General features: G+C 45.4%; 19 protein-coding genes. 10 read left to right on the forward strand and 9 right to left on the reverse strand.

Translation table 11 applies throughout. The features are described from left to right. Positions 1-41 precede the first annotated feature (41 nt). From ACYVE4_RS17710 to ACYVE4_RS17750, 9 genes are all read right to left on the reverse strand, one after another. Positions 42-1,490 (reverse strand): DUF1501 domain-containing protein, encoded by a 1,449-nt coding sequence (locus ACYVE4_RS17710; protein WP_461041512.1) that lies wholly within the window; start codon positions 1,488-1,490, stop codon positions 42-44. Positions 1,491-1,561: 71 nt separating this feature from the next. After that, positions 1,562-5,035, reverse strand: coding sequence for a DUF1553 domain-containing protein (locus ACYVE4_RS17715; protein ID WP_461041513.1), 3,474 nt, complete (start codon positions 5,033-5,035; stop codon positions 1,562-1,564). Between the two features lie 333 nt (positions 5,036-5,368). Continuing rightward, entirely contained in the window at positions 5,369-6,877 is a 1,509-nt protein-coding gene (locus ACYVE4_RS17720) for a leucine-rich repeat domain-containing protein (RefSeq protein ID WP_461041514.1), read from the reverse strand. 14 nt (positions 6,878-6,891) lie between these two features. Beyond that, the gene (locus ACYVE4_RS17725; protein ID WP_461041515.1) at positions 6,892-7,962 is read right to left on the reverse strand and encodes a 6-bladed beta-propeller; all 1,071 of its coding nucleotides are present in this window, start codon (positions 7,960-7,962) and stop codon (positions 6,892-6,894) included. 212 nt (positions 7,963-8,174) lie between these two features. Next, positions 8,175-8,621 carry a DUF4890 domain-containing protein gene (locus ACYVE4_RS17730; RefSeq protein WP_461041516.1) on the reverse strand — a complete coding sequence of 149 codons (447 nt, stop codon included), beginning with the start codon at positions 8,619-8,621 and terminating at the stop codon, positions 8,175-8,177. 105 nt (positions 8,622-8,726) lie between these two features. Further along, the gene (locus ACYVE4_RS17735) at positions 8,727-9,209 is read right to left on the reverse strand and encodes a GAF domain-containing protein (protein ID WP_461041518.1); all 483 of its coding nucleotides are present in this window, start codon (positions 9,207-9,209) and stop codon (positions 8,727-8,729) included. 56 nt (positions 9,210-9,265) lie between these two features. Next, on the reverse strand, positions 9,266-9,775 hold the full coding sequence (locus ACYVE4_RS17740) for a hypothetical protein (protein WP_461041519.1): 510 nt from the start codon (positions 9,773-9,775) through the stop codon (positions 9,266-9,268). A gap of 82 nt (positions 9,776-9,857) precedes the next feature. Next, positions 9,858-10,694, reverse strand: coding sequence for a rod shape-determining protein MreC (gene mreC, locus ACYVE4_RS17745; RefSeq protein WP_461041520.1), 837 nt, complete (start codon positions 10,692-10,694; stop codon positions 9,858-9,860). Positions 10,695-10,862: 168 nt separating this feature from the next. Beyond that, positions 10,863-11,888, reverse strand: a complete 1,026-nt coding sequence (locus ACYVE4_RS17750) for a rod shape-determining protein (protein WP_020597389.1) — start codon at positions 11,886-11,888, stop codon at positions 10,863-10,865. A gap of 177 nt (positions 11,889-12,065) precedes the next feature. On the opposite strand from ACYVE4_RS17750, the gene ACYVE4_RS17755 reads away from it, so the two are divergent. The 10 genes from ACYVE4_RS17755 to ACYVE4_RS17800 all read left to right on the forward strand — a co-directional run bounded on the left by ACYVE4_RS17755 (position 12,066) and on the right by ACYVE4_RS17800 (position 24,624). Further along, the gene (locus ACYVE4_RS17755; protein WP_461041521.1) at positions 12,066-13,568 is read left to right on the forward strand and encodes a GH3 auxin-responsive promoter family protein; all 1,503 of its coding nucleotides are present in this window, start codon (positions 12,066-12,068) and stop codon (positions 13,566-13,568) included. 2 nt (positions 13,569-13,570) lie between these two features. Continuing rightward, positions 13,571-14,947: an AAA family ATPase gene (locus tag ACYVE4_RS17760; RefSeq protein ID WP_461041522.1), complete on the forward strand. Its 1,377-nt coding sequence runs from the start codon at positions 13,571-13,573 to the stop codon at positions 14,945-14,947. Then, positions 14,931-15,527, forward strand: a complete 597-nt coding sequence (locus ACYVE4_RS17765) for an HNH endonuclease family protein (protein ID WP_461041524.1) — start codon at positions 14,931-14,933, stop codon at positions 15,525-15,527. Before ACYVE4_RS17760 ends, ACYVE4_RS17765 begins: the two co-directional genes overlap by 17 nt. Beyond that, on the forward strand, positions 15,520-16,692 hold the full coding sequence (locus tag ACYVE4_RS17770; RefSeq protein WP_461041525.1) for a 1-deoxy-D-xylulose-5-phosphate reductoisomerase: 1,173 nt from the start codon (positions 15,520-15,522) through the stop codon (positions 16,690-16,692). The genes ACYVE4_RS17765 and ACYVE4_RS17770 overlap by 8 nt, the downstream gene beginning before the upstream one ends. Positions 16,693-16,862: 170 nt before the next feature. Continuing rightward, complete coding sequence (rseP, locus tag ACYVE4_RS17775) at positions 16,863-18,179, forward strand: RIP metalloprotease RseP (protein ID WP_461041526.1); 1,317 nt, start codon at positions 16,863-16,865, stop codon at positions 18,177-18,179. A 55-nt stretch (positions 18,180-18,234) separates the two neighbouring features. Beyond that, complete coding sequence (locus tag ACYVE4_RS17780) at positions 18,235-18,726, forward strand: DUF6702 family protein (protein WP_461041527.1); 492 nt, start codon at positions 18,235-18,237, stop codon at positions 18,724-18,726. Positions 18,727-18,898: 172 nt separating this feature from the next. Beyond that, the gene (lon, locus tag ACYVE4_RS17785) at positions 18,899-21,388 is read left to right on the forward strand and encodes an endopeptidase La (RefSeq protein WP_461041528.1); all 2,490 of its coding nucleotides are present in this window, start codon (positions 18,899-18,901) and stop codon (positions 21,386-21,388) included. 110 nt (positions 21,389-21,498) lie between these two features. Continuing rightward, a complete protein-coding gene (locus ACYVE4_RS17790; protein ID WP_461041529.1) occupies positions 21,499-22,746 on the forward strand; it encodes an AGE family epimerase/isomerase in 1,248 nt (415 codons plus the stop codon). 93 nt (positions 22,747-22,839) lie between these two features. Next, on the forward strand, positions 22,840-24,066 hold the full coding sequence (locus ACYVE4_RS17795) for an NADP-dependent isocitrate dehydrogenase (protein WP_461041530.1): 1,227 nt from the start codon (positions 22,840-22,842) through the stop codon (positions 24,064-24,066). Positions 24,067-24,216: 150 nt separating this feature from the next. After that, on the forward strand, positions 24,217-24,624 hold the full coding sequence (locus ACYVE4_RS17800) for a Dabb family protein (RefSeq protein ID WP_461041531.1): 408 nt from the start codon (positions 24,217-24,219) through the stop codon (positions 24,622-24,624). The last annotated feature ends 119 nt before the right edge of the window (positions 24,625-24,743 follow it).

Consider the following 24,743-nt stretch of genomic DNA (forward strand, 5'->3'; position numbering starts at 1 on the left):
TTAAGTATGTATTTTTACCCTTGTAAGATACATAAAAGCGATTAGGCGAGCAACGGCTTCACCACTTTACCATGCACATCGGTCAGTCGATAACGTCGGCCTTGGCTTTTGAAGGTTAATTTTTCGTGATCGATACCAAGCAGATGCAAAATAGTAGCTTGGAAATCATGTACATGAACCGGCTCTTTAATGACATTGTAGCCAAAATCGTCCGTTTCGCCATACACTAGCCCTTTCTTAACGCCAGCACCCGCCATCCAGATTGAAAACGCACGCGGATGGTGATCGCGGCCATAATTGTCGCGGGTGAGTTTGCCCTGTGAGTAAGCTCCACGTCCAAATTCTCCGCCCCAAATCACCAATGTATCATCCAGCAAACCACGCTGTTTTAAATCCTGAATCAGAGCTGCCGAAGGTTGATCGACGCTCTTTGTCTGAATTTTGATATCGTTTGGCAAATTTCCGTGCTGGTCCCAACCTTGGTGATATAACTGAACGAATTTTACATCTTTTTCGACCAGCTTTCGGGCCAGCAAACAGTTCGCGGCAAACGTACCGGGCTTGCGACTATCGGGGCCGTACATATCAAAAATGTAGTCCGGCTCCTTGGATATATCAAGTGTTTCCGGAACCGACGTCTGCATCCGATACGCCATTTCGTACTGCTGCATCCGGTTATTAATTTCCGGGTCCAGTACATGCTTGAATTGCTCCTGATGCATTTTCCCGAGATAATCGAGCATGCGTCGGCGGCTGGTCTTGTCGATTCCCGGTGGGTTATTCAGGTAATAAACAGGATCGGGGCCGGACCGAAATACAACGCCCTGGTGTACAGAGGGCAGAAAACCATTGCTCCAGAGTTTGGCATAAAGTGGTTGATCCCCATCGCGACCTTTTGAGAGCAGGACGACAAACGCCGGTAAATTCTGATTATCAGAGCCTAAGCCATAACTAACCCAGGAACCAAACGAAGGTCGGCCCGCTTGCTGGCTTCCCGTTTGGAAAAACGTGACGGCCGGATCATGGTTAATGGCTTCAGTATGCAACGAGCGTACAAACGTTAGATCATCGGCAATGCGCGAAATATTGGGCAGCAGCTCACTGATCCACATTCGACCGGGGCCGTACTGAGCAAATTTGTACTTTGATGCAGCTAGTGGAAAGCGACTTTGTCCAGCTGTCATCCCCGTCAATCGTTGACCTTTCCGCACCGATTCTGGCAAATCCTGTCCCCACATCGCTTCGAGTTTCGGCTTGTAATCGTATAACTCCAATTGCGACGGAGCCCCACTCTGGAACAAATAAATGATCCGCTTCACTTTCGGCGAAAAATGTGGTTTCCCAACGGCAGGGTTCTCGCCGGGCGTTCCACCAAACAAATTCGTCGGATTTAGCAACGATGCCAACGCAATCGTGCCTAAACCTGCACTCGCCTGTCCCAGAAAATTCCGGCGACTTAATTGGTCATGTATTTGATCCTGAATATCCATTTTGTAGCAGGGGGCAGGGGGCAAAGGGCTTGGGGTAAATTTGATTACCCTCTGCCCCATGCCCTTTGCCCTTACCGTTTTATTATCGCTTCGTCGAAATTCATGATTGTACTAGTCACTACCGTCCAGGCAGCTAATTCTTTATCGTCCAGCTTCTTATCTGCTGGATATTCTCCTACTGACAATAACTCGATTGCTCGTTTCGGATTCTTTCTAAAATCAAGTAGCTCTTCCGCGTAGAGTTGCTTCATGAGTGACAGTTCTTCTGAACGGGCTGGCCGACTAACGACAGACTTGAACAGTTGATTGATCGTTTCCGTTTCGCCCTGCTTCCAGATTCCCCGTTCGCCCTCTTTTTGCGCCAGTACTCGTGCCGCTTCCACAAACTGCGGATCGTTAAGCGTAACCAGAGCCTGTAATGGTGTACTGGTTTTCTGCCGCTTTACAATACAGGTATGCCGTTCAGCCGCGTCGAAATTTAGCATCATCGGTGGTGGCGATGAGCGTTTCCAGATCGTGTACATCGACCGACGGTAGAGACTATCTTTATGATTTTGAACGTATTTCACGGCATTACGGGTAGCCAGCGCTTCCCAGATACCAGACGGTTGATACGGATGAACACTTGGCCCACCAATGCGCTGCGTCAATAGTCCGCTGGCGGCCAATGCATTGTCACGTACCTGTTCAGCTGACATTCGATAGCTAGCTCCTCGAGTCAGAAACGTATTGTCGGGATCGGCTTCGCGTGCTTTTTCCGGTACGCTCGACGACTGCCGATAGGTAGCCGACATCACGATCAGTTTGTGCATCGCTTTCGCATTCCAGCCCGATTCTCTAAATCGTACGGCCAGATAATCCAGCAATTCAGGGTGGCTCGGTAAAGCTCCCTGATTACCGAAATCATCACTATTTTTTGCTAACCCCTGCCCAAAATATTGCTGCCACATCCGGTTGACAATCACGCGGGCAAAGAGTGGGTTTTCTTCCGACAATAGCCATTTCGCCAAGCCAAGCCGATTCTTTGGCATCGTCTCGTCAAGCGGTTGCATACTATGTAGTACAGCGGGCGTAACTACCTCGCCGGGAGCATCATAAGCGCCCCGTTTCAGCAAGTGCGTTTCGCGCGCTGTTTTCCGCTCCTCCATCACCATCACCTGATCAGAGTTGGTATAAAGCGCAATTTGCTCACCACGCAATTTCATTGCTTTGGCAAAATCGGTACGATAAATCGGATCTTGCGTAGTTACGTAATAGGTGTACAAACCCGCGCGCTGGTTAGGTGTCCGATTAGCGGTAGCGGTACGTAATGCCGCTTGGAGTGCGTCAGGCTGACCAGCCAGGGCAGGCATTTCCAGCGAAGTCAGGCAACGATTGTAGATACGAAGTTCGTCGACGGCAAAATCTTTGTAGAAGTTGTCATGCATTCGTCCCACATAAAACGAATGTTGCGCCCAGTGCGTACGATCTTTGCCAAATACGGTACTGTGAATCAAATGGTCAGCAATGGTTTTCGTACGCATTGGCTTTCCATTCAAATACAGCGTAAGTCCCTTCGCCTGACCCATTCCATCGTACGTAAACGCAACCTGAAACCATTGATGAGCCGGCACTTTATCAATCGATTCAATATCAATGGCGTTCGATGGCCAGACATGGTTTAGGCTAAGTTTCAGTCGTCCATCTGCCAGAAGATCAAGCTGGTACCCACGCTGACCATCCATTGGCCCTGTCGTACGACCCAATAAAGTCAACGCCATATTTGGTTTCGCGAGGTTGAACCAACTGCTAATCGAAAAAGGCTCGTTTTGCTCGAAAGCAGCGAAGTTTCCCGGCAGTTGAATATAGCTATCACCAGGCAGGAAACGGGCTTTCCCAAATCGGCCAGGAACGGCATAAGGTACTTTATCTGGATCGCCACCAAGCCGTGCCGGAATCGTATCGTTGACCAGATTAGCAAATGCGTTTCGAGGATCTTGCCAGAGTTCTTCTTTGGTTTTCCGTTTCGGTGGCTCTTTTTTCTCTTCTTTCCTGGCAACTTCCTTTTTACCAGTCAGCGCTTCTTTTTTCTTAGCGGCTTCTTCCAGCTTCTTTTTCTGCTCGTCTTCTAGTTTTTTCTTCTCGGTCTGCGCTTTCACATACGCACTTATATCCGTCCGATCGGCTTCATCGAAAGTATAATGTGCCAGTAAACCTGAATCAACAGATACAATCGGGCGCTTTTCCGCCTGACTCAGCCATTGCCCAAATCGCTTCTGATAATCAGGCCGATTTAGATTTAATTGTTGCTGGATTGGCGTTAATTGCTTGCGGATGTAATTCAACTTAGCATCCGTTTCGGGCTTTGTCAGCGTAATGGTTGGAGCCGCTTCACCATTGTACGGAATCTGCCCTCGTTCGTTATTGCTGTTGAAAAAGGCAAACAGCGAATAATAATCTTTCTGGCTAATGGGATCGTATTTGTGATCATGACAACGGGCGCACTCAACCGTCAAGCCCAGCATTGCCTTTCCAAATGTATTCGTCCTGTCTGCCACATATTCAACCCGGTATTCTTCATCGACAATACCACCTTCCTGGCTTTGCTGATGATTTCGGTTGAAAGCGGTGGCAATCAGTTGGTCCCGATTCGGATTCGGAAGCAGATCGCCCGCTAATTGCCAGGTAATGAATCGATCAAACGAAAGATTCCGGTTGTACGCCCGAATGACCCAATCCCGATAAGGCCACATGGTTCGAAGGCCATCATCCTGATAGCCATGTGTATCGGCATAACGGGCCACATCAAGCCATTCAGCCGCCTGTCGTTCGCCATAGTGCGGACTATTGAGCAATCGATTGACGACTTTTTCGTACGCATTTGGGGAATTGTCCGCCAGAAACGCGTCCACTTCGGCAGGGGTTGGCGGTAAGCCGGTTAGATCAAGACTGGCGCGACGCAGCAAAGTAGTTTTGTCTGCCTGCGTATTATGCGATAGCTTTTTCTCCTGTTGTTTAGTCAACACAAATCGGTCGATGTCATTAACGACCCACTTATCGTCTTTTGCCTTGGGAACTTCAGGCATTGTGGGCGCAATCAGCGACCAATGCTGTTTGTATTCGGCTCCCTGCTCAATCCAACGCAGCAACATCGCCTTTTCCTCGATAGTTAATGCCAGGTTGGATTGTGGTGTAGGCATCATCTCATCAGGATCTGTGCTGAGGATACGATTGGCGAGTTCGCTTTTTGCCAGATCCCCTGGTACAATAGCGATATGACCACTTTTTGCCAAAGCTTCATATGCGCCTTCAGGCGTATCCAGCCGCAATCCTGCCTGTTGTTTAGCCTTGTCGGGACCATGACACGCAAAACAACGGTCAGACAGAATGGGTTTGACATGTAGGTTATAATCGACTTTTTCAGGGAGATTGGTTTCAGCGGCAACTATATCAGCCGGTTTTTCAATAGAACTACGACAGGCGGTCAGCCAAACCGACGTACTAAACAAACCTACTGTTGCAGCAAACAGCGCATAACGAAATCGTATGTCAGACCAGACAGGCATACAAACGTACAGATTGACCGGATAATAAGGCTACAAAATTAACAAAGAAAAGTACAAAAAAGGAATTAACTGAAGCTTAAAATTTGACTGATGAGGGGTTTTTTGTCTTTCTGACAAAGGAAGAATCTTACTGTTCCCGAATAGTCAAATAGGAATGCTTTAAGATTCTTCCTTCATCAGAAGGACAAAATCTGTCTTTTAAAGACTGTTTAAACTCCAATGAAAAGACGAATCGAGGAGATTTTGTCATTCCTCCTGCCGCACCGGCGGACCGGTCGGAATGACAAAAAATGCCACTAACAAATTTTTAGACAGTCTTTCATTCTCCAATGATTATTTTTTCGGCTCAGCCGTTTTCGCTAATTCGGCAACGGCTTGTTCGCTCAGACCGCCGATGATTTCAAGCTTCGGCATTGATTTTTTAAGAGTGGCAATACCTTGATCCGTTACTTTCGTCTGCCACAAGTATAACGTTTTCAGGTTTTTCAGGCTGATCAGTTCAGCTACACCCGCATCTGTTATCGCCGTTCCATACAGATTCAGGTATTCTAAATTGGTTAGATTTTTTAGCTGCTTCAAACCAGCGTCTGTTATTTTCGTTTGCTCCAAATGGAGTTTTTGAAGGTTTTTCAACTTGGCTACCTGCGTCAAAGCAGCATCCGTAACTTCTGTATCGCCCAACTTCAACCAGACAATTTGCGTACCTGCTTTAGGCAATAAAGCAGCTTGCGCGTCATTAAATGTTCGAGCATTTACTGCACTAACTTCCAACTGGTTTTGCTCTTTCGACAGTGGAAGCACGAGTAATCCCGCTTTTTTCAACTCATCAATAATAGCTGGATCAGCGGCTGGTACCTTCATCGTCAACACAGGCGATTCAGGTGCTGGACCTGTAGACGCTACATTAGCCCCTCCTGACTCAACCGGACTATCGCCAGTCAGAGAAGCTAATACGGGTCGGATTGCGTCGGTAACTGTCAGGTCAGCCACTTTTTTGTCGAATGGTGCGCCCTGATCAATCCACCAGGTTAATAAAGCTATTTGGCCTTCAGTTAATTGAGGTTTGCCTTTGGGGGGCATATGATGATCATCTTCGACGGGCCGTAAGCAGACTTTAACCAACTCACTATTTACGCCTTTTCCAGCTACGAAAACGGGACCATCCTCATAGCCTTTTTTAATCATCTCGGGCGAATCCAGACGCAGCTTTGCCTTCGATTTATCGGCATTATGGCATTGTACGCAGCGCGTTTGCAGAATCGGATTGACAATCTGCTGGTATACCATGGCCTTATTAACATCCGTAATCGGCTCAAATTTCATTTCCGGCTGCTTTGGTGGTAAACCAGCTAATGATCGGATAGGGCCGGGAGCATATTGCGTCAGGTAATCAGAGCCATGGGTTAAATTACCGCCGTTGTGCCCAGTGGCTAATAGAAGCACTAACGCACCACCTAATGCGGGTAGGTAAGCCAGCTGCGCAAATGGAATGATACGGCCCAGGTTCTCCGATTTCACCGCCCAGGCAAGCCAGGCAAATACGGCAACACCTATCCCCTGCCATTTGTGCGAATCCAGTGTTTCAACTTCGTAACCACCGCCTAATGAAAGCATGTAACCAAACAAACAAGCCATCGTTGCACTTACTGCCGACCAGAACAGAATAAGCGTAATGGTATGCTGGCTAACCGAATTACGCCGAGTTAATCGGTCCAGTTCGAGCAGGCCGGCAATGAGTAGGAAGCCAATCGGTAGGTGTACAATTAGCGGATGGAAATGCCCCCAGAACAGCACCCAATCCGATGGCGGAGTTGCTGCCTGTAAGAGAATCAAACTGGTCATAAGTAAGGAGTTACTCAAGCGACTCGCTCTAATTTAATGGGATATGTTTTTTTAGAAGCCCATTGCGCTACGTAAACACTTTCGTCGCTATCAACTAATACGTCGTGCGGATGCAGGAAAGGCGAATTAAGAAGTTCTTTCCGCTGTTCTGTAAGCTTATCACCCTGATAAACTGGAGCCGTACCACCCGGCGTCGAAACTACCCGGTCGTTTTTGTCCAGAATCTGAATATATCCTGATTCGGGATAGGCATCTGAGGTACTACGAAACACAGCACCATAAATATTTTCTCCGTGAATCACTGGTCGACAGATATAGGAACCGGGCAGAGCAATTGTTGATAAGTATTTTCCATCCAAACTAAAGCGTTTCAGCGCGTTATGTCGTCGATCCGTAATTAGTAAGGTTGGGTTGGATGCATTCCGACGATCGACGGCAATACCATGGCAGCAATCAAATGTTTCAGTTGTCTCTCCTTTGCCCCCCCAATAGCGGATGAGTTTGCCCGATTTATCGTACTGCATGACATAATTCAGTCCGTAGCCATCTACGATGTATATATCACCATTCGCTGGATTGATAGCCGTTTCGGTAGGCATAAACTGAGTTGGATAATCATACTTACCCGTTTCTTTCGGATATTCTATCTTCATCAGTTGCTTACCTTTCAGATCGGTTTTAATAACCTGATGGCGGCTAGTATCCGTAATCAGCAAATACTGGTCATTTCCCTCTCCCCCTAATGAAAGTCCATGTCCACCGGGATAATCGTGTCCCCAGGTTTCGAGCAGTTTACCGGATTTATCGTAAATAAGGATATTATTTTTCGTCTCGTTAGTCAACAGAATAATCCGTCCTTGCGAGTCCAGAACCATTTCGTGACAATCGTTGACCGGATTTTTACCGGCATCGAGCACACCCCATCCCGGAACAGCACGGTAGCGAAATCCATTATGACCAATTACAGCCGATTCTACACTTTTTTTGTAAGGATTAGCGGAAAGAATAGTTGGTGCGACAAGCGAAGTCGCTGTTGCCAATGCCGCCTGTTTGGCAAATAATCGGCGCGAAAGTAACGAGCACATAGTCAATCAAGATTTCCGGTAAAAGGAAGAGTTACGTAAACTTTACTGACCACACGGATACAGTTGGCTTATCTGTATAGTCAGCTTGGCGATTCACTTCATGAAATTACTCATTCTGGCAGTCAAGACAATAAAGAAAAAGCCAACTATCCAGATTAAATCAATCCGAATAGTTGGCCTGTACGTTGACAAACAGTTTGTTATCTGCGAGCCTATTTTCCGTTTTCCGGTCCGTCAGCCCCACGGCGTCCGTGTCGCATTTTGTCGTGCATCGACTCAAATTTGGCGAATTGATCGGGCTTCAGGATACTTTTCATCTTGGTTTTAAAATCATCAGCATTCGCTTTCAGTGCCTGTGCTTTCGCCTTACGATCATCGGCATTAGCCTGAATCGCATCTACTTTCTGCGCGCGGGCCAGCGTAACATCATACACTTTTTTTGACGTAGCCTCATCTAGTCCCAGTTGTTTCGTCATCCGATCCGTCATTTTATGGGCTCGTGTTTCAGGATCAGCCATTTGACGTTGCGCCATCGAATGATTACGCCCTGCTCGTGTAGTCGTTTGCGATTGCGCGTCGGGCGTTGTAGTCTGCTGGGCCAGCAACGGGAATGAACAGAGCGACAGCATCAGGCCGCTCAAAGCAAGTTTCTTAAACATGGTTTATCAATTGTTGATATACCCTAAGACATGTCAACGAGGCCACGGTTTAAGAAGGACATTGATTTTAACCAGAACTTAAGCTCGGATGCTTACTATCTCAAGTTAAGCCAGCGAAATTAAACGTACGATTTGTTCCAGTCCCTCTGCATCAACAGTACTGAAATCGTTTAGCTGATCGCTATCCACATCTAACACCATAGCCACATTTCCACTGCGGTCAAAAACGGGCACCACAATTTCCGATTTTGACGCTGAACTACAGGCAATGTGCCCAGGAAATTGCTCAACATCGGGCACAATGATCGTTTCTTGGCGGCTGTAGGCCGCTCCGCAAACACCTTTGTTAAATGCAATACGTGTGCAGGCAATCGGGCCTTGAAAAGGGCCAAGAACTAATTGGTTTTCTTTTTTGAGATAAAAACCCACCCAGAAAAAGTCGAAAGCTTCTTTTAAAGCTGCTGCCACATTAGCCAGATTAGCGATCAAATCAGTTTCACCTTCCAGCAGAGCAGCTATTTGCGGAATCAGGCTATCGTAAATAACTCGACGATCAGCCGTTTGAGGAATAATGAGTGTTTCGGCCACGATGTATGTTATGGTATGTATGATGTAAGCTATAACCGGGATATATCATACATCATTTAATTTCTTGTGAAGAATTGGATTAGTACAATGCTGACGGTTGTAAACAGCGTACTGGCAGCTACTCGGATCAGGGTCGGAATAATCAGCGCAAGGCTGCTGGCTTCAATGAAAAATAAGGCAGTATGATGAATCAGTGCTAGAATCAGTACATATCGAAAAAAGGCACCAGTGCCCAATTCATTCAATGAAAACTCAATCCGTGATGACTCCAGACCCGGCACGTCAATCTGCGAACGGACTATTAAAGGTCGGATATACGCCATTAGCACCGTAGCAGCTGCGTGCATGCCAAACGTATTGTAAAACGTGTCGACAACTATACCCGTTATGAAAGCGATAAGTAGCAGCCAGGTCATACTGGTTTCATTGGGTAGCAACAGAATGCAAGCAATGTAAATAAAGCAGAATGCATAATCGAACAGTACAATATTTCGTACTAATAGAATTTGCAATACCAGGTAGAGCAAAAACATAAGTACTGTCGATACGATTTCGCGAAGGGTCATTTTTTATAGTTGATAGTCAGGAGTCGGTAGCCGTCAGTTCTTATCGTTAAATTACTCTTTTCTGACCACTATCAACTATGACTTATTTTTCCGTTTCAATTTGTTTTTCCAGCTGTTCCTGAGCGCCTTGCAGATTGTTCTCAACTACATATACGAAGGATAGACTGCTAAAATTCGTAGCCAGATTGAGCGTAATGTCGTGAAACGTTCGATTAGGCTGAACCCCAATCGTTCGAACTCGACCGACCAGAATGCCGGGTGGGAATGTTGAATTCCGCTCCGATGTCACGACCGAATCGCCCTTACTTACTGGCTGCGTCAACGAAATATCGTTTAGCTTAATTAGGTGAGGATCAACACCATCCCATCGTGCCGTGCCAATCTCCCGGGATTTTACCAATTGAGATGAAACCAGATATTCCGAGTGGAGAATGGACGTAATAACCGAAAAATGGCGATTACAAATCTTCACCTTCCCAACAACGCCCGTTGGAGAAATAACACCCATACCCGGTCGAATACCATCGTCAGTTCCTTTATCGATGGTAATGTAGTTGTTGGCAAACTGCGTCGTGTTATTAACAACCTTGGCGACGGTAAACTTAAATCGATCGGCAAAAGCTGAATCAGCCAGATATTCGGTTGGGGCCGCTGGTTTACTTTGGAGTAATTTTGTCAGCCGTTGGTGAAGACGTTGATTTTCAAGCGCTAAATCAGCGTTTACCTGCCGTAAGTTGGCATATTGATTGGCAGCATTCGACCAGGCTAAGATCTGAGCCGCATACCGATTCGATGTGTTGAAGTACGTTACACCCCAATAATTACTGGTGTTGATGATGAAGTAAAAACAGGCTACTTCCAGCAACACAAATAGGATGAAGTTTCGACTTCGAAGAAAAAAATCAACTAACTCACTCATGGCTGGGTCACGACTTATGACCAAACAATTCCGGCTGGTTTGTTATTCCGACCGGTCCGCCGATGCGGCAGGAGGAATCTTGAAGTCTCTCATTGGGAAAGTTTAAGATTTCTCCTGCCGCATCGGCGGACCGGTCGGAATGACAAACCAGCCGGAGAATTATAAATGCTAGCTAATCAGAACAGATTTATATAAATCCAGATTCTTAATGACTTCACCCGTTCCTTTCACAACGGCCTTGAGCGGGTCGTCGGCTACGTGAATCGGTAATTTTGTTTTCGCACCCAGTCGTTTGTCGAGGCCGTGTAATAATGCTCCTCCGCCCGTCAGGTGAATACCGTTGGTGTAAATGTCAGCCGACAATTCCGGTGGCGAAATCTCGAGTGCCTTCATCGTAGCTTCCTCAATTTTTGAAATCGATTTATCGAGCGAATAGGCAATCTCGCTATACGTCACCTTGATTTCTTTCGGAATACCCGTCATCAAGTCACGTCCACGGATTTCATAATCAGCTGGTGGATTGTCGAGTTCGGGCAGCGCCGAACCCACTTCCATTTTGATTTGCTCCGCCGACCGCTCACCGATCAATAGGTTGTGCTCACGACGCATGTAATCCACAATATCGCGGGTAAACACATCGCCCGCAATCCGAATCGACTGTTCGCAAACAATGCCAGAAAGAGCAATGACCGCAATTTCGGTAGTACCTCCACCGATATCGACGATCATTGTACCGTTCGGCTGGGTAATATCGATACCGATACCGATTGCCGCGGCAATCGGTTCGTGTACCATGTATACCTCCTTCGCGCCAGCGTGTTCGGCCGAGTCTTTAACAGCCCGCTTCTCCACCTCCGTAATCCCCGACGGAATACAGATTACCATCCGGTGAGAGGGTGAAAAAAGTTTGCTGCCCGTATCTATCATCTTGATCATTCCCCGAATCATCAATTCGGCGGCCGTAAAGTCGGCGATAACCCCATCTTTGAGCGGGCGAATGGTCTTGATATTTTCGTTGGTCTTTTCATGCATCTGCATGGCCTTGTGGCCAATAGCCAGCACTTTTCCGCTGACCTTGTCCATTGCAATAATTGAAGGCTCATCCACCACAATCCGGTCCTTGTGAATAATCAAGGTATTCGCTGTGCCCAGGTCAATCGCAATGTCGCTGGTAAGAAAATTAAAAAGTCCCATTATAGGTTGACGCAGAACGTCTTATTACGAGTACTGATTTTTGAAAAGTGTGCAAAAATATAGATTATTAATCAGAATGATAAATGATACAAGATGTTCCTCTAATATTATTTACGGCCTCACTCATCATTTATCGTTCATCATTCATCACTCAAATTAGCTTACTTTTGCAGGACTATGGGAATTCGTTCGGTTTTGAGTAAGCCTTTGGCCAAATGGGTAGTGGAGCGGCAACAAGCCTGGATGTATCAGCCCATCGAAGCCCAGCAACGCTGGTTTGAGCGGCTGGTCGATACAGGACAGAATACTGTTTTTGGCCGGGATCATCACCTAAAAGACGTACGAACAATCGAGGAATTTCGGCAAGCTGTTCCCGTTCGCGACTACGAAGATTTAAAGCCATATATCGAACAAATTCTGCACGGTGATACCGATGTATTGTGGAAAGGCAAACCACTATATTTTGCCAAAACGTCAGGAACTACGTCAGGAACGAAATACATTCCGATTACGGAAGAGTCAATTCCTAACCACATCAATTCGGCCCGCGACGCTTTACTGAATTATGTGGCTGAGACGGGCAAAAGTGAGTTTCTAGATAAGAAATTGATTTTCCTATCAGGCAGTCCTGAACTCACGCAGAAAGTAGGGATCAACATTGGCCGATTGTCGGGAATTGTGAATCACCACGTACCAGCTTACCTGCGTACCAATCAATTACCCAGCTACGAAACCAACACGATCGAGGATTGGGAAACGAAATTAGAGCGGATCATCGACGAAACGTTACCGCAACCGATGTCGCTGATTTCGGGAATTCCGCCTTGGGTGCAGATGTATTTCGACCGGATTCAGGACCGAACAGGCAAATTAATCAAAGACGTATTTCCTGATTTTTCGCTGTTTGTATACGGCGGAGTAAACTTCGAACCCTACCGCGCCAAACTCTACGAAAGCATTGGCAAACGAATCGACTCCATTGAAACGTACCCAGCGTCAGAGGGCTTCATCGCGTTTCAGGATTCACAGACTGAGGAAGGTTTATTATTACTATTGAATAGCGGCATCTTCTTTGAATTCGTCCCTGCCGAAGAGTTTTTCACCGAAAACCCGCGTCGACTGACTATTGGCGAAGTGGAACTAGGAAAAAACTATGCCGTGATTATCAATAATAATGCGGGTTTATGGGGTTACTCGCTCGGCGACACCGTAAAGTTCGTGTCACGAGAACCCTATCGATTGGTGGTCACGGGACGTATTAAGCATTTCATTTCGGCTTTTGGCGAGCACGTCATTGGTGAAGAAGTAGAAAAAGCGCTCCAGGATGCCATGCAAAAGCACCCCGAAACCGAGGTAGTTGAATTTACCGTAGCGCCGATGGTTAGTCCAAAAGAGGGGTTACCCTATCATGAATGGCTGGTTGAGTTTGCAACGCCCCCACACGACGCAAACGCCTTTGCTCGCGATGTAGATACTCGCCTGACGGAATTGAACGTTTATTACGACGACCTCATCACCGGCTCTATTTTGCAACCGCTCAAGCTAACCAGTTTGCCGCGCGGAGCCTTTCAACGCTATATGAAGTCACAAGGAAAGTTAGGCGGCCAAAACAAAGTCCCCCGCCTAAGCAACGACCGAAAAATTGCAGAGGGATTATTAGAAGCAGAGAAAACGGTTTAACTATGAAAATAACCGGAATCGACATTGGCGAATACCGCCAGTTTAACAATATAAAGTTTGATTTTACCTATCCAGAAGGCCACCCAAAAGCAGGCCAACCTTTGGAAAAAGTGTGTTTTATTGGGCAAAGTGGAACGGGAAAAACGACTTTACTGAATATAATTTGGGATTATTTAAATATTATAGTACAAGCCAGTACATCTCTTTTTAATACAAAAGAGTTTAATAGTTTGATTGATAATACTTTTTTACCTGAAGCTTTATTAAATAGTAAACTTTCAATTGCAATAGATGGAAATAAAGTAAAGCTTGATCATGAAAGTTCAAATGAAAAATCAGATAAAGATTTTTTAAGCTATTGGTTTTTGGAAATATTAACAAAAACTCAGCAATATAAAATAGAGGATACCAATAAAATAGGAATATATATTAAAGATTCAATAGCTCGTGAAGCAGATGCTTTCTTAATAGCACAAAAATCTGATCCAGAAACCTTTTCTGATTATGTAAAAACCGATAGTCAATTCGCAGCTGAAAAAACAAATAGGGAAGAACTAATTAAAAATATTGATCGTAAGAAAACGGTCTCATTAGGAGACTTACGCTCATTAGCTACATGGGAGTTTCTATTGCAGCAGATTCATCAATACGACAATACGGGTCGAGACTTAATCAATAGTATTGTATTAAATCGCGAAAAAATTACAGCTGATCAATTAATAAAAAGACTTACATATTGGCGAGACAATACTCCAAATCCTAGAGTTGACTTAGCTAATAACTGTTTAAACCCTCTGCTGGATCGTTTCTTTTTAGAAATGGATACGGAAAGCAATGAAGTACCTATAAAAATTAAATTAAAAAAGGGGGAAGTAATTGATAGTTCTCATCTCAGTACTGGTACTCGTCAACTCTTAGCTACAGCCATTCCTATTTATAAATTCGATACTAAAGGCACAGTTATACTTTTCGACGAACCAGAACGATCACTATTTCCTGACATTCAGCGTGAATTAGTAAAGTATTATACGTCTCTTGCTCCTGAAGCGCAATTCTTTTTTGCTACTCATTCTCCAATTATAGCGTCGGCTTTTGAGCCGTGTGAACGCTTCATTTTATATTTTGATGGAAATGGTGAAGTGAAATTTCATAATGGTATCGCTCCTGAAGGTGATGATCCTAATGATATTTTACGGCAGGATTTTGATATGGCTGAATTGATGCTACAGAAAGGACTGGAAGAGTACGAACGTTATCGCCAGCTTGCGATGCAAATTCGGGTAGAAACAGATGAGAATAAGAAAAATCAACTCATTGCAGAGCGGCTTGAGTTAGGTAATCGCTACAATTTTGCTGGTCAGTATGCGTCGAGTAAGTAAACCGAGTAATTCTGCTGTTCTGCAAAAGCAATTATCCTATAAAGTAGGTGGCGACAATAAAAAGTTAGCGGATCAGCTTTGCCATGAGCAGCATAATATTTGCGCGTATACAGAAACGTACCTAGGTCGTTCAGACAAAAAAGATATTGAGCACTTTGATCCAACTTTAAAAGGTCAGACAGGTGATCATTATCAAAACTGGTTCCTAGTTAAAGCGCAATGGAATAGTGAAAAAGCTTCGAAATGGAAAAACTATCAACCTATTCTTCATCCAACAGCTAGTGATTTCGAAAAGCGAATCATCTATTTTGAAGGTGAATACATTGCCGCTTCGCCAGACGATCAGGAAGCGATTAATCTGATTCATCTTTTGAAACTAGATGACCATGAGTTAGCGACAGAGCGGCATTGCTATCTAGAAAATCTCAAAGAAACGTTTGTATTGTCTGGGAAATCCGCTCAGCAATATATTGATGATTTAGTTATGACAAGGCCTAGTTTGGTCTACTTTATCCGAGCTATTGAGGAAGAGTTACAGGTAAAAGTTAACTTTGACTTAGTAAAGAAATTAAATGACTGAACATAAAAAACGCCATATCGCCATTCTTGGCTCGACGGGTTCTATTGGTACACAGGCCGTCGAGGTGGTAAAAGCGCATCCTGACCAGTTTCAGGTGGAGTTGTTGACAACCAATAATAACGCTGAACTACTCATTCAGCAGGCAGTTGAGTTGCAACCTAATGTAGTGATTATTTGCAACGAAGACCGATACGATCAGGTTTTCTCGGCGCTTGATCCGATTGGGATTAAAGTCTACGCTGGAGCAAAAGCGATTGCGTCGGCGGTGCAGATGGATACTATTGATATAGTACTGACGGCTATGGTCGGTTATGCCGGTTTGCTTCCGACTATTAAAGCTATTGAAGCCGGAAAATCGATTGCGTTAGCCAATAAAGAAACGCTGGTCGTAGCGGGTGAACTCATTACACAGCTGGCCGCTCAGAAAGGCGTTAATATTTATCCCGTCGATTCGGAGCATTCGGCTATTTTTCAATGTCTGGTTGGTGAATTTCACAATCCGATTGAAAAAATTATCCTGACCGCTTCGGGTGGCCCATTTCGGGGAAAATCGCGGGAGTTCTTATCGACGGTTACGAAAGCGCAAGCGCTTAAGCATCCTAACTGGACAATGGGGGCGAAAATCACCATCGATTCGGCGACGCTGATGAATAAAGGGTTGGAAGTCATCGAAGCTAAATGGCTTTTTGGCCTTCGTCCTGATCAGATTGATGTAGTTGTTCACCCGCAAAGCATTATTCACTCGCTGGTGCAGTTTGAAGATGGAAGCCTCAAAGCGCAAATGGGCCTTCCGGATATGCGGCTCCCGATTCAGTTTGCCTTGGGCTATCCGAATCGCCTGAAATCAGATTTTCCACGCTTTAATTTTCTGGATTATCCGTCGCTGACATTCGAGCAACCCGACCTCGGCACGTTCCGCAATTTGCAGTTAGCCTTCGACGCACTAAGTCAGGGGGGTAATGCGCCTTGCATTATTAATGCTGCTAACGAAGTCGCCGTTGACGCGTTCCTGCATGATCAAATTGGCTTTCTGGAGATTTCGGAAATTATCGAGACTTGCCTTGCTAAAACTAGTTTCGTTAAAGCCCCCGTTTATGCAGATTATGTCAGTACAGACGAAGAGACGCGCCGACTGGCAACCGAGCGAATTAAAAGTTTGGTTTAGCTGTTCATATTATACCGCCTTTCTACAGCGTTTTAATCACCAAAATGCCCAGAGTTCTATTCGATGTGACTATCTTAGTTGGCTCTTTGGTATCAACCTTCGAAAACACAGTCGTTAAATAATCTTAAATTGATCTTATCAGAACGGTCCGCCGTAGCGGTTTTGACTACATGGAAATTTTAGTGATGGCTGGGCAGCTCATTTTGGGCTTGTCTATATTAGTTGGATTACACGAATTAGGACACTTGCTGGCGGCTAAGGCATTTGGCATGCGGGTCGAGCAATATTTTATTGGCTTTCCACCAAAAGTCTGGAGTATCAAACGGGGCGAAACCGAATATGGCGTAGGTGCTATTCCGCTCGGTGGCTTTGTCAAGATTTCAGGAATGATCGACGAATCGCTCGATACGGCTCATACCGATACCGAGCCACAACCGTATGAATTCCGCTCAAAACCAGCCTGGCAGCGTTTAATCGTTATGCTTGGCGGTATCATCGTCAACGTGATAGTCGGCATCATGATTTTTGTCATCATGGCCTATAAGAATGGCAATACGTATCTGGCGACCAAAGATGCTAAGTATGGCATTGTTGCCTATGAATTGGCACAAAGTATTGGCTTACGAACGGGCGATAAAATTGTGAAAGTCAATGGAAAAGAAATTACGGATTTTAACGAAGTCCGTAGCTCTGATGTCTTTTTAGGTAACAATAGCTCTTATACGGTTGAGCGAAATGGCAAATTAGAAGACATCTATATTCCAAATGACTTCGTCGATAAACTAGCCGATAAAAAAGCAGCTGGTCAATTCATCGAACCCATCGAACCGTTTAAAGTAGCCGAATTAGTTCCGGGCCAGCCCGCGACGAAAGCTGGGTTAAAAGCTGGTGACGTAATTACCAGCGCCAACGGCAAACCAATTCAATTCTATCATGAATTTACGGAGGTCGTAAAACCGCTTAAAAACAAGCCATTAACACTGACGGTTAATCGGGCTGGAAAAGTCGATACGCTAAAAATGACGACTACTGCCGATGGTACGATTGGTTTCTATCCTGAATTTTTACTGCCGCTTACCAAGCAGGATTACACCTTTGGCGAAGCGTTAGTAATTGGTACGAAAAAAGCCTTTCAGGTTGTTTTTGATAACATCAAAGGGTTTGGCAAGATCTTTCGAGGTGAAGTTTCTGCTTCGAAAGCACTAAGTGGACCAATCGGGATTGCACAAAACCTGTTCGGTGGCATCTGGGTTTGGGATCGCTTCTGGACGGTTACCGGCCTTCTCTCAATGGCACTTGCCTTTATGAATGCGCTGCCAATTCCAGCACTCGATGGTGGCCATGCGACGATTCTGGGTTACGAAATCATTTCGGGCCGTAAACCGTCTGATCGCTTTTTGGAAGGTGCCCAACGAGTGGGTATGGTTATTCTACTTGGCTTGATGGCTTTTGCTATTTTCAACGATGTTTTCAAGGCTGTTTTCTAAGATAATTTCAAGGAATAAAATCACAAAGAACGCAGGGTTTCGCTCTGCGTTCTTTGTGCCTTTGTGCCTCTGTGGTTTAGCTATTGGCCTGACCGCCAGTCGATCAGCGCATGATTTTCATGCCAGTGTCACGCAGATGCAATACAACGCGAAGGAGCATGCGTTTGAAATTAGCATCCGAATTTTCACCGATGACTTTGAAAAGACACTCACCGAAGCTACACACAGTCGTGTCAATCTGGATGCAGCGAATAAGAATGACGATATCATCGAGAAATATATTCTATCTCATATTCAATTCACTACGCCACAGAAACAGCCGAAGACGTTTAAATACTTAGGACACGAAACGGAAGCTGATGCCCAATGGATCTATCTGGAAATGCCCTATGCGGAGCCTTTTCGAGGTGGTTCGTTGAAACAAAGTGCGTTGATGGAGATGTTTGATGACCAGGTTAATATGGTAAATATTCACTATCAGGATCAGAAAAAAACGTTTGTTTTCCGTAAAAATCAGACCGTTCAGGATATTTCTCTCGGTAAATAAATTTAAGAATCACAACAAACTGATATTCATTATTATTGTAGATGTAACGATCGGCCCGTCAATTCGTCATAATACAGCGACTGGCACGGCTCTTGCCGGTACTACTTTCCCTGTTCTTCCGTAGAGTGCAGAAACCAACCCATTATGATGCTGCCAGACTGGCAGTGTGAATATGATTTCAGAAAAAGAACTTGCGTCTCGTTTATTAATGACTGATTTCGATTCGGATAATTTAGAGATTGTCCCGCTCGGATCGCCGGAAGGGTTAGATGAGGATTATGAATTACCGCCGAATCTCCCGATTCTGCCGGTTCGTAATACAGTTTTATTTCCGGGGATGGTGATTCCCGTAACGGTTGGGCGTGCTAAGTCAATTCGATTAGTAAAACGAGCGTACAAGGGCAACCGTATTATTGGAGTCGTAGCCCAACTCAATCAGCAGAAAGATGAACCAACGGCCGATGATCTGTATCGGTACGGTACGGTAGCTTATATCATCAAAATGATTACGTTGCCTGATGGCAATATTACGATCATTATTCAGGGTAAAAAACGCTTTGAAATTCAGCAGTTTTCGCAGGAAGAACCGTTCATGACGGCGCAGGTACGCCAGATTGATGATTCATTCCCGAACGTAAATAAAAAAGAAGGGAAAGCCCTTTTGCAGTCGGTGAAAGACGCAGCTTATAAAACCCTGCGTCTAAATCCTGAAATTCCTCAGGAAGCTCGAATTGCGCTGGATAATATCGAAAGTTCAACGTTTCTAATTCACTTCCTGTCATCCAATATCAACGCTGATGTTGCTGATAAACAGCGGCTTTTAGAGTTAACCGAAGGTAGTCAGCAAGCGAGTTTGTTACTCGAATACATGCTTCGCGAAGTACAATTGCTGGAATTGAAGCGTGAAATTCAGTCCAAAGCATCGTCGGACCTTGATCAGCAGCAACGCGATTACTACCTGCGTCAGCAGATGAAAGTGTTGCAGGACGAGCTGGGCATGGATAATCCCGACCGCGAAATTGACGAAATCCGCATGAAAGCCGACCGCAAAAAGTGGCCGACCGAAGTACGTGGGCATTTCGATAAAGAGCTCAATAAGTTACAACGTATCAACCCGATGGCTCCGGAATATCCGGTGACCATGAATTACGTTGAGCTGATGGTCGATCTTCCCTGGAATGAATATACCAAGGATAATTTTGATCTGAAGCGTGCTCAGAAAATTTTAGATGCGGACCATTTCGGCCTGGAAAAAGTGAAAGAGCGGATCATTGAGTATCTGGCCGTTCTGAAGCTGAAGAATGATATGAAAGCGCCGATTTTGTGCCTATACGGACCTCCAGGAGTGGGTAAAACCTCGCTGGGGAAATCGGTAGCCAAAGCGTTAGGGCGTAAATACAGCCGGATGGCGTTGGGCGGTGTCCACGATGAAGCCGAAATCCGTGGTCACCGGAAGACCTATATTGGGGCTATGCCGGGCAAAATCATCCAGAATATTCGCAAATGCGGAACGGCAAATCCTGTCTTTATTCTGGATGAAATCGACAAAGTAAGTTCAGATTTCCGGGGTGATCCTTCGTCTGCGCTGCTCGAAGTTCTTGATCCTGAGCAAAATTCAACGTTCATGGACAATTACCTCGAAACAGAGTTCGATCTCTCGCGAGTATTGTTCATAGCCACGGCCAACTCGCTCGATACCATTCACCCTGCCCTGCGCGATCGGATGGAGATTATCGACATTGCGGGCTATACAGTGGAAGAGAAAGTTCAGATCGCGAAAAAATACCTGATTCCGAAACAGCGTAAAGATCACGGCCTGAATCCCAAGGATTTAGTCATTGATGATAAAGCGATTCTGCGAATCATCGAAGGCTATACCCGCGAATCGGGCGTTCGGAATCTGGAGCAAAAGATTGGCGCGCTTGTCCGCAAGATTGCGAAATCGGTGGCGATGGAAGAGGAATATAATCACACGGTTAAAGCTGCCGACATTCCGAAACTGATTGGTCCAGAGGTATTCGATAAAGAACTTTACGCTGACGATGATATCGCTGGTGTTGTTACTGGGCTAGCCTGGACACAGGTTGGCGGTGAAATTCTCCTGATCGAATCCAGTTTAAGTCGTGGTAAAGGCGTTCTGACCTTATCTGGTCAATTGGGCGATGTGATGAAGGAATCAGCGATTACGGCTCTCTCTTATCTGAAAGCCCACGCTGACGAATTAGGGATCGATTATCGGATCTTCAATCACTACGATCTGCATATTCATATTCCTGCTGGTGCTGTCCCGAAAGATGGCCCCTCCGCTGGTATCACTATGCTGACGTCGATGACGTCGATTTATACGCAGCGTAAAGTGAAGCCATATATCGCGATGACCGGCGAGGTAACGCTTCGTGGTAAAGTATTGCCGGTGGGTGGTATAAAAGAAAAAATCCTGGCGGCTAACCGGGCGGGTGTTAAAGAAATTATCCTCTGCTCGAAAAATCGGAAAGACATCGGCGAAATCAACCAGACCTATATTAAAGATCTGACATTCCACTACGTCGACAATGTCGATCAGGTTCTGGATATCGCCTTATTGCCCGGTCAGGTCGGCAAGCCGATGAAGTTCATTCTACCCGAAGAAAAAGAGCATCGCGAAGTAGAAAAAGTGTATTAAATTGGTGTATGATGTATGATATAGGATGTATGATGTAAGCTGGATGTAACAAAATCTAGTCCACATCTTACATCTCCTATATCATACATCCTATATCATACATCCGTCCAGTGCTCGATTTTCAAAAACTCTCTGCTCAATATCAACAGGCGTTGTTGCGTCAGGTTGTGCCGTTTTGGCTAAAACATAGCCAGGATGAACTATGCGGGGGATATTTTGATATGCTCACGGCTACGGGCGATTCGATTGATGGCGACAAATTCGTTGCTTTACAGGCCCAGCAAACGTGGGCGTTTGCCTGGCTCTACAACGCCTTCGACGGTCAATCTACCTGGCTCCAGCACGCTCGTCATGGTGCCGATTTCCTGAGTCAATTTGTTCACGACGATACACTCAATTGCTACGCTCAAGTTGATCGGCGCGGCCGGTTGGTGGCTCCTTCCAATTCGGTAATACCCGATAGCTTTGTTACGATGGGGTATGCTCAATTTCATCGGGCGACAGGCGAGGATGAATGGGCGATGTTAGCCAAACAAACACTATCAAACATACTCGAACGACGAGAAACGATACGGATTGAGCAATCGTCAACAATAGGGGCTTTTCGAGAAATTCGGCATTTAAGTGAACCGCTGGCGGTTCTGAAAACTTTGCTGGAGATGCGTCTCTTATTGGATGAAGAAGATTGGAAGCAGTCGGTTGAGGTTGTTTTACAGGAGATCTTGAATGAATTTGTTGATCGTCGGATTGACGTTCTTCGTGAATATGTATTGCCGGAAGGCACATTTGTTAATACGCCCGAAGGCCGTCGAATAAATGTTGGCCTGGTATTTCAAACGGCTAACTATTTACTCGATCTATACTCGGAAATTACAGCTCAAAAAATTGTCTTTTCGGGGATAGTTAACCGAAAATTAATTACGCAGATTGTGAGCTGGTGCTTGTCGGTATGTGAGCAAGGCTGGGATGAAACAACAGCCGGTTTGAAATCCTATCTCGACCTGAAAGACCAGCCGACTATCTTTCCTGACTGGCAACAGAAATGGGCTTGGGTTCATACTGAAGCGCTATTGGCCTTGTTAAAATGTTATATCAATACGCAAAATAACGATTGCCTGAAATGGTTTAAGCGTATTCACGACTATACTTTCCAGCATTTCCCCGATGCAAAACACATCGGCTGGCATCTGGCTATCGACGCACAAGCACAACCCTTATTACCTGCCAAAGCCACTCCATCAGTTGGCTGTTACTCACAAATCCGCGGCCTGACCGAGATTGCCCAACTCTTGCCCAAGTGCGACCAGATAAAACCCGTTCGTCAAATTGGGCGGGCCGGAATCTCGCTTAATTCGTAAGTGTACGGACCGATTCATAGTGGTTTGGGCGATATTCACTACTTTTGCGGCAAGTTTTCGTATCGTTTTCAATCGTTTATATAACCAAGTCCAATGGAGAAAATTAAGGTAGCGAATCCGGTTGTCGAACTGGATGGCGACGAAATGACCCGTATCATCTGGAAATTCATTAAAGACAAACTGATTCTTCCCTACGTTGACGTTGATATTAAATATTACGACCTCGGCATCGAGTACCGCGACGAAACCAACGACCAGGTAACGATTGATGCGGCAAATGCCATCAAAGAATATGGTGTCGGTATCAAATGCGCTACCATTACACCCGACGAAGACCGCGTTAAAGAGTTCAATCTGAAGCAGATGTGGAAATCACCGAACGGTACAATCCGGAATATTCTGGATGGTACGGTGTTCCGCGAGCCGATTGTGATGAGCAACGTTCCTCGCCTGGTCGTAAACTGGAAAGCACCGATTATCGTGGGTCGTCACGCATTCGGTGATCAGTATCGGGCTACGGATTTCCTCGTTCCTGGCAAAGGAAAACTGACCATGAAATTCGAAGGCGAAGACGGTACTGTACAAGAGTATGAAGTATTCAACTTCAAAGGCCCAGGTGTAGCGATGGGTATGTACAACGTCGATGAGTCGATTCGTGGGTTTGCGCAGGCTTGCTTCAATATGGCGCTGCAAAAAGGCTGGCCATTATATCTCTCGACCAAAAACACGATCCTGAAAAAATACGACGGTCGGTTCAAAGATATCTTCCAGGAAATTTACGAAGCTGAATTCAAAGCCAAAGGCGTTCATTACGAGCACCGCCTGATCGACGATATGGTGGCTTCGGCGTTGAAATGGGAAGGTAACTTCGTATGGGCCTGCAAAAACTACGATGGTGACGTTCAGTCGGATACGGTTGCACAAGGCTTTGGTTCGCTGGGTCTGATGACCTCAGTGTTGGTTACACCTGATGGCAATACGATGGAAGCCGAAGCTGCTCATGGCACGGTAACGCGTCACTACCGCGAATATCAGAAAGGTAACAAAACCTCCACCAACCCTATCGCGTCGATTTACGCTTGGACGCGTGGTTTAGCATTCCGTGGTAAACTCGACGGTAATCAGCCTCTGATCGATTTCGCAAACGCTCTCGAAGCGGTTTGTGTAGAGACGGTTGAAAGCGGCAAAATGACGAAGGATTTAGCCTTGTCTGCTTATCCAGTTGGTACCAAGTTGACCGCTGGTGAGCATTACCTGAATACCGAAGATTTCCTCGAAGCTTTGGATGAAAATCTGAAAGCTAAACTTGACCGGGATTAAACTGATTTGTCGATTTTCAGGATTTTGCTTTTTAGGAAAGTAAAACAAAATCTGATTAATCCATCAATCCCTTCAATCCCGGTTCAGATAGTGCCGCTCATAGTAGGGCGGCACTCTTCTTTTCTTTGCCTTCAAACTCCTACATGTATTATGAAACAAATCCTGACGATTGTAGCGTTGACTTTGTTGTCAGTTGCAACATACGCACACACACTTAATGGCGATCCGCCCGTAAAAACCATGAAAAGTAATGCTGTTCAGCACATTGTGCTCTTCAAGTTTAAACCCGAAACAACAGCCGAAAAAGTAAAGGAAATCCTGACTGCTTTTGAAGCATTGCCGTCAAAAATTAAAGAAATCAAAGGCTTTCAATGGGGCACAAACAATAGTCCAGAAAACCACGCGCATGGCCTAACACATGCGTTTATTCTGACGTTTGATTCAGAAAAAGATCGAGATAATTACCTTCCTCATCCAGCGCACAAAGAGTTTGGCAAAATCGTTGGTCCTTGGCTTGCAGATGTAACAGTTGTCGATTTTACAAATCAGGCGAAGTAACAAACTAGTTGTTTTTAAACATGAGTCATCCCGAATTTTTGGTCTGACTAAAAAAGCGAAAACCTCCTGAACTTTGTGGTCGCCAAACTACAAAACAGGAGGTTTTCTAATGAATACTG

The organism is Spirosoma harenae, assembly GCF_054776975.1.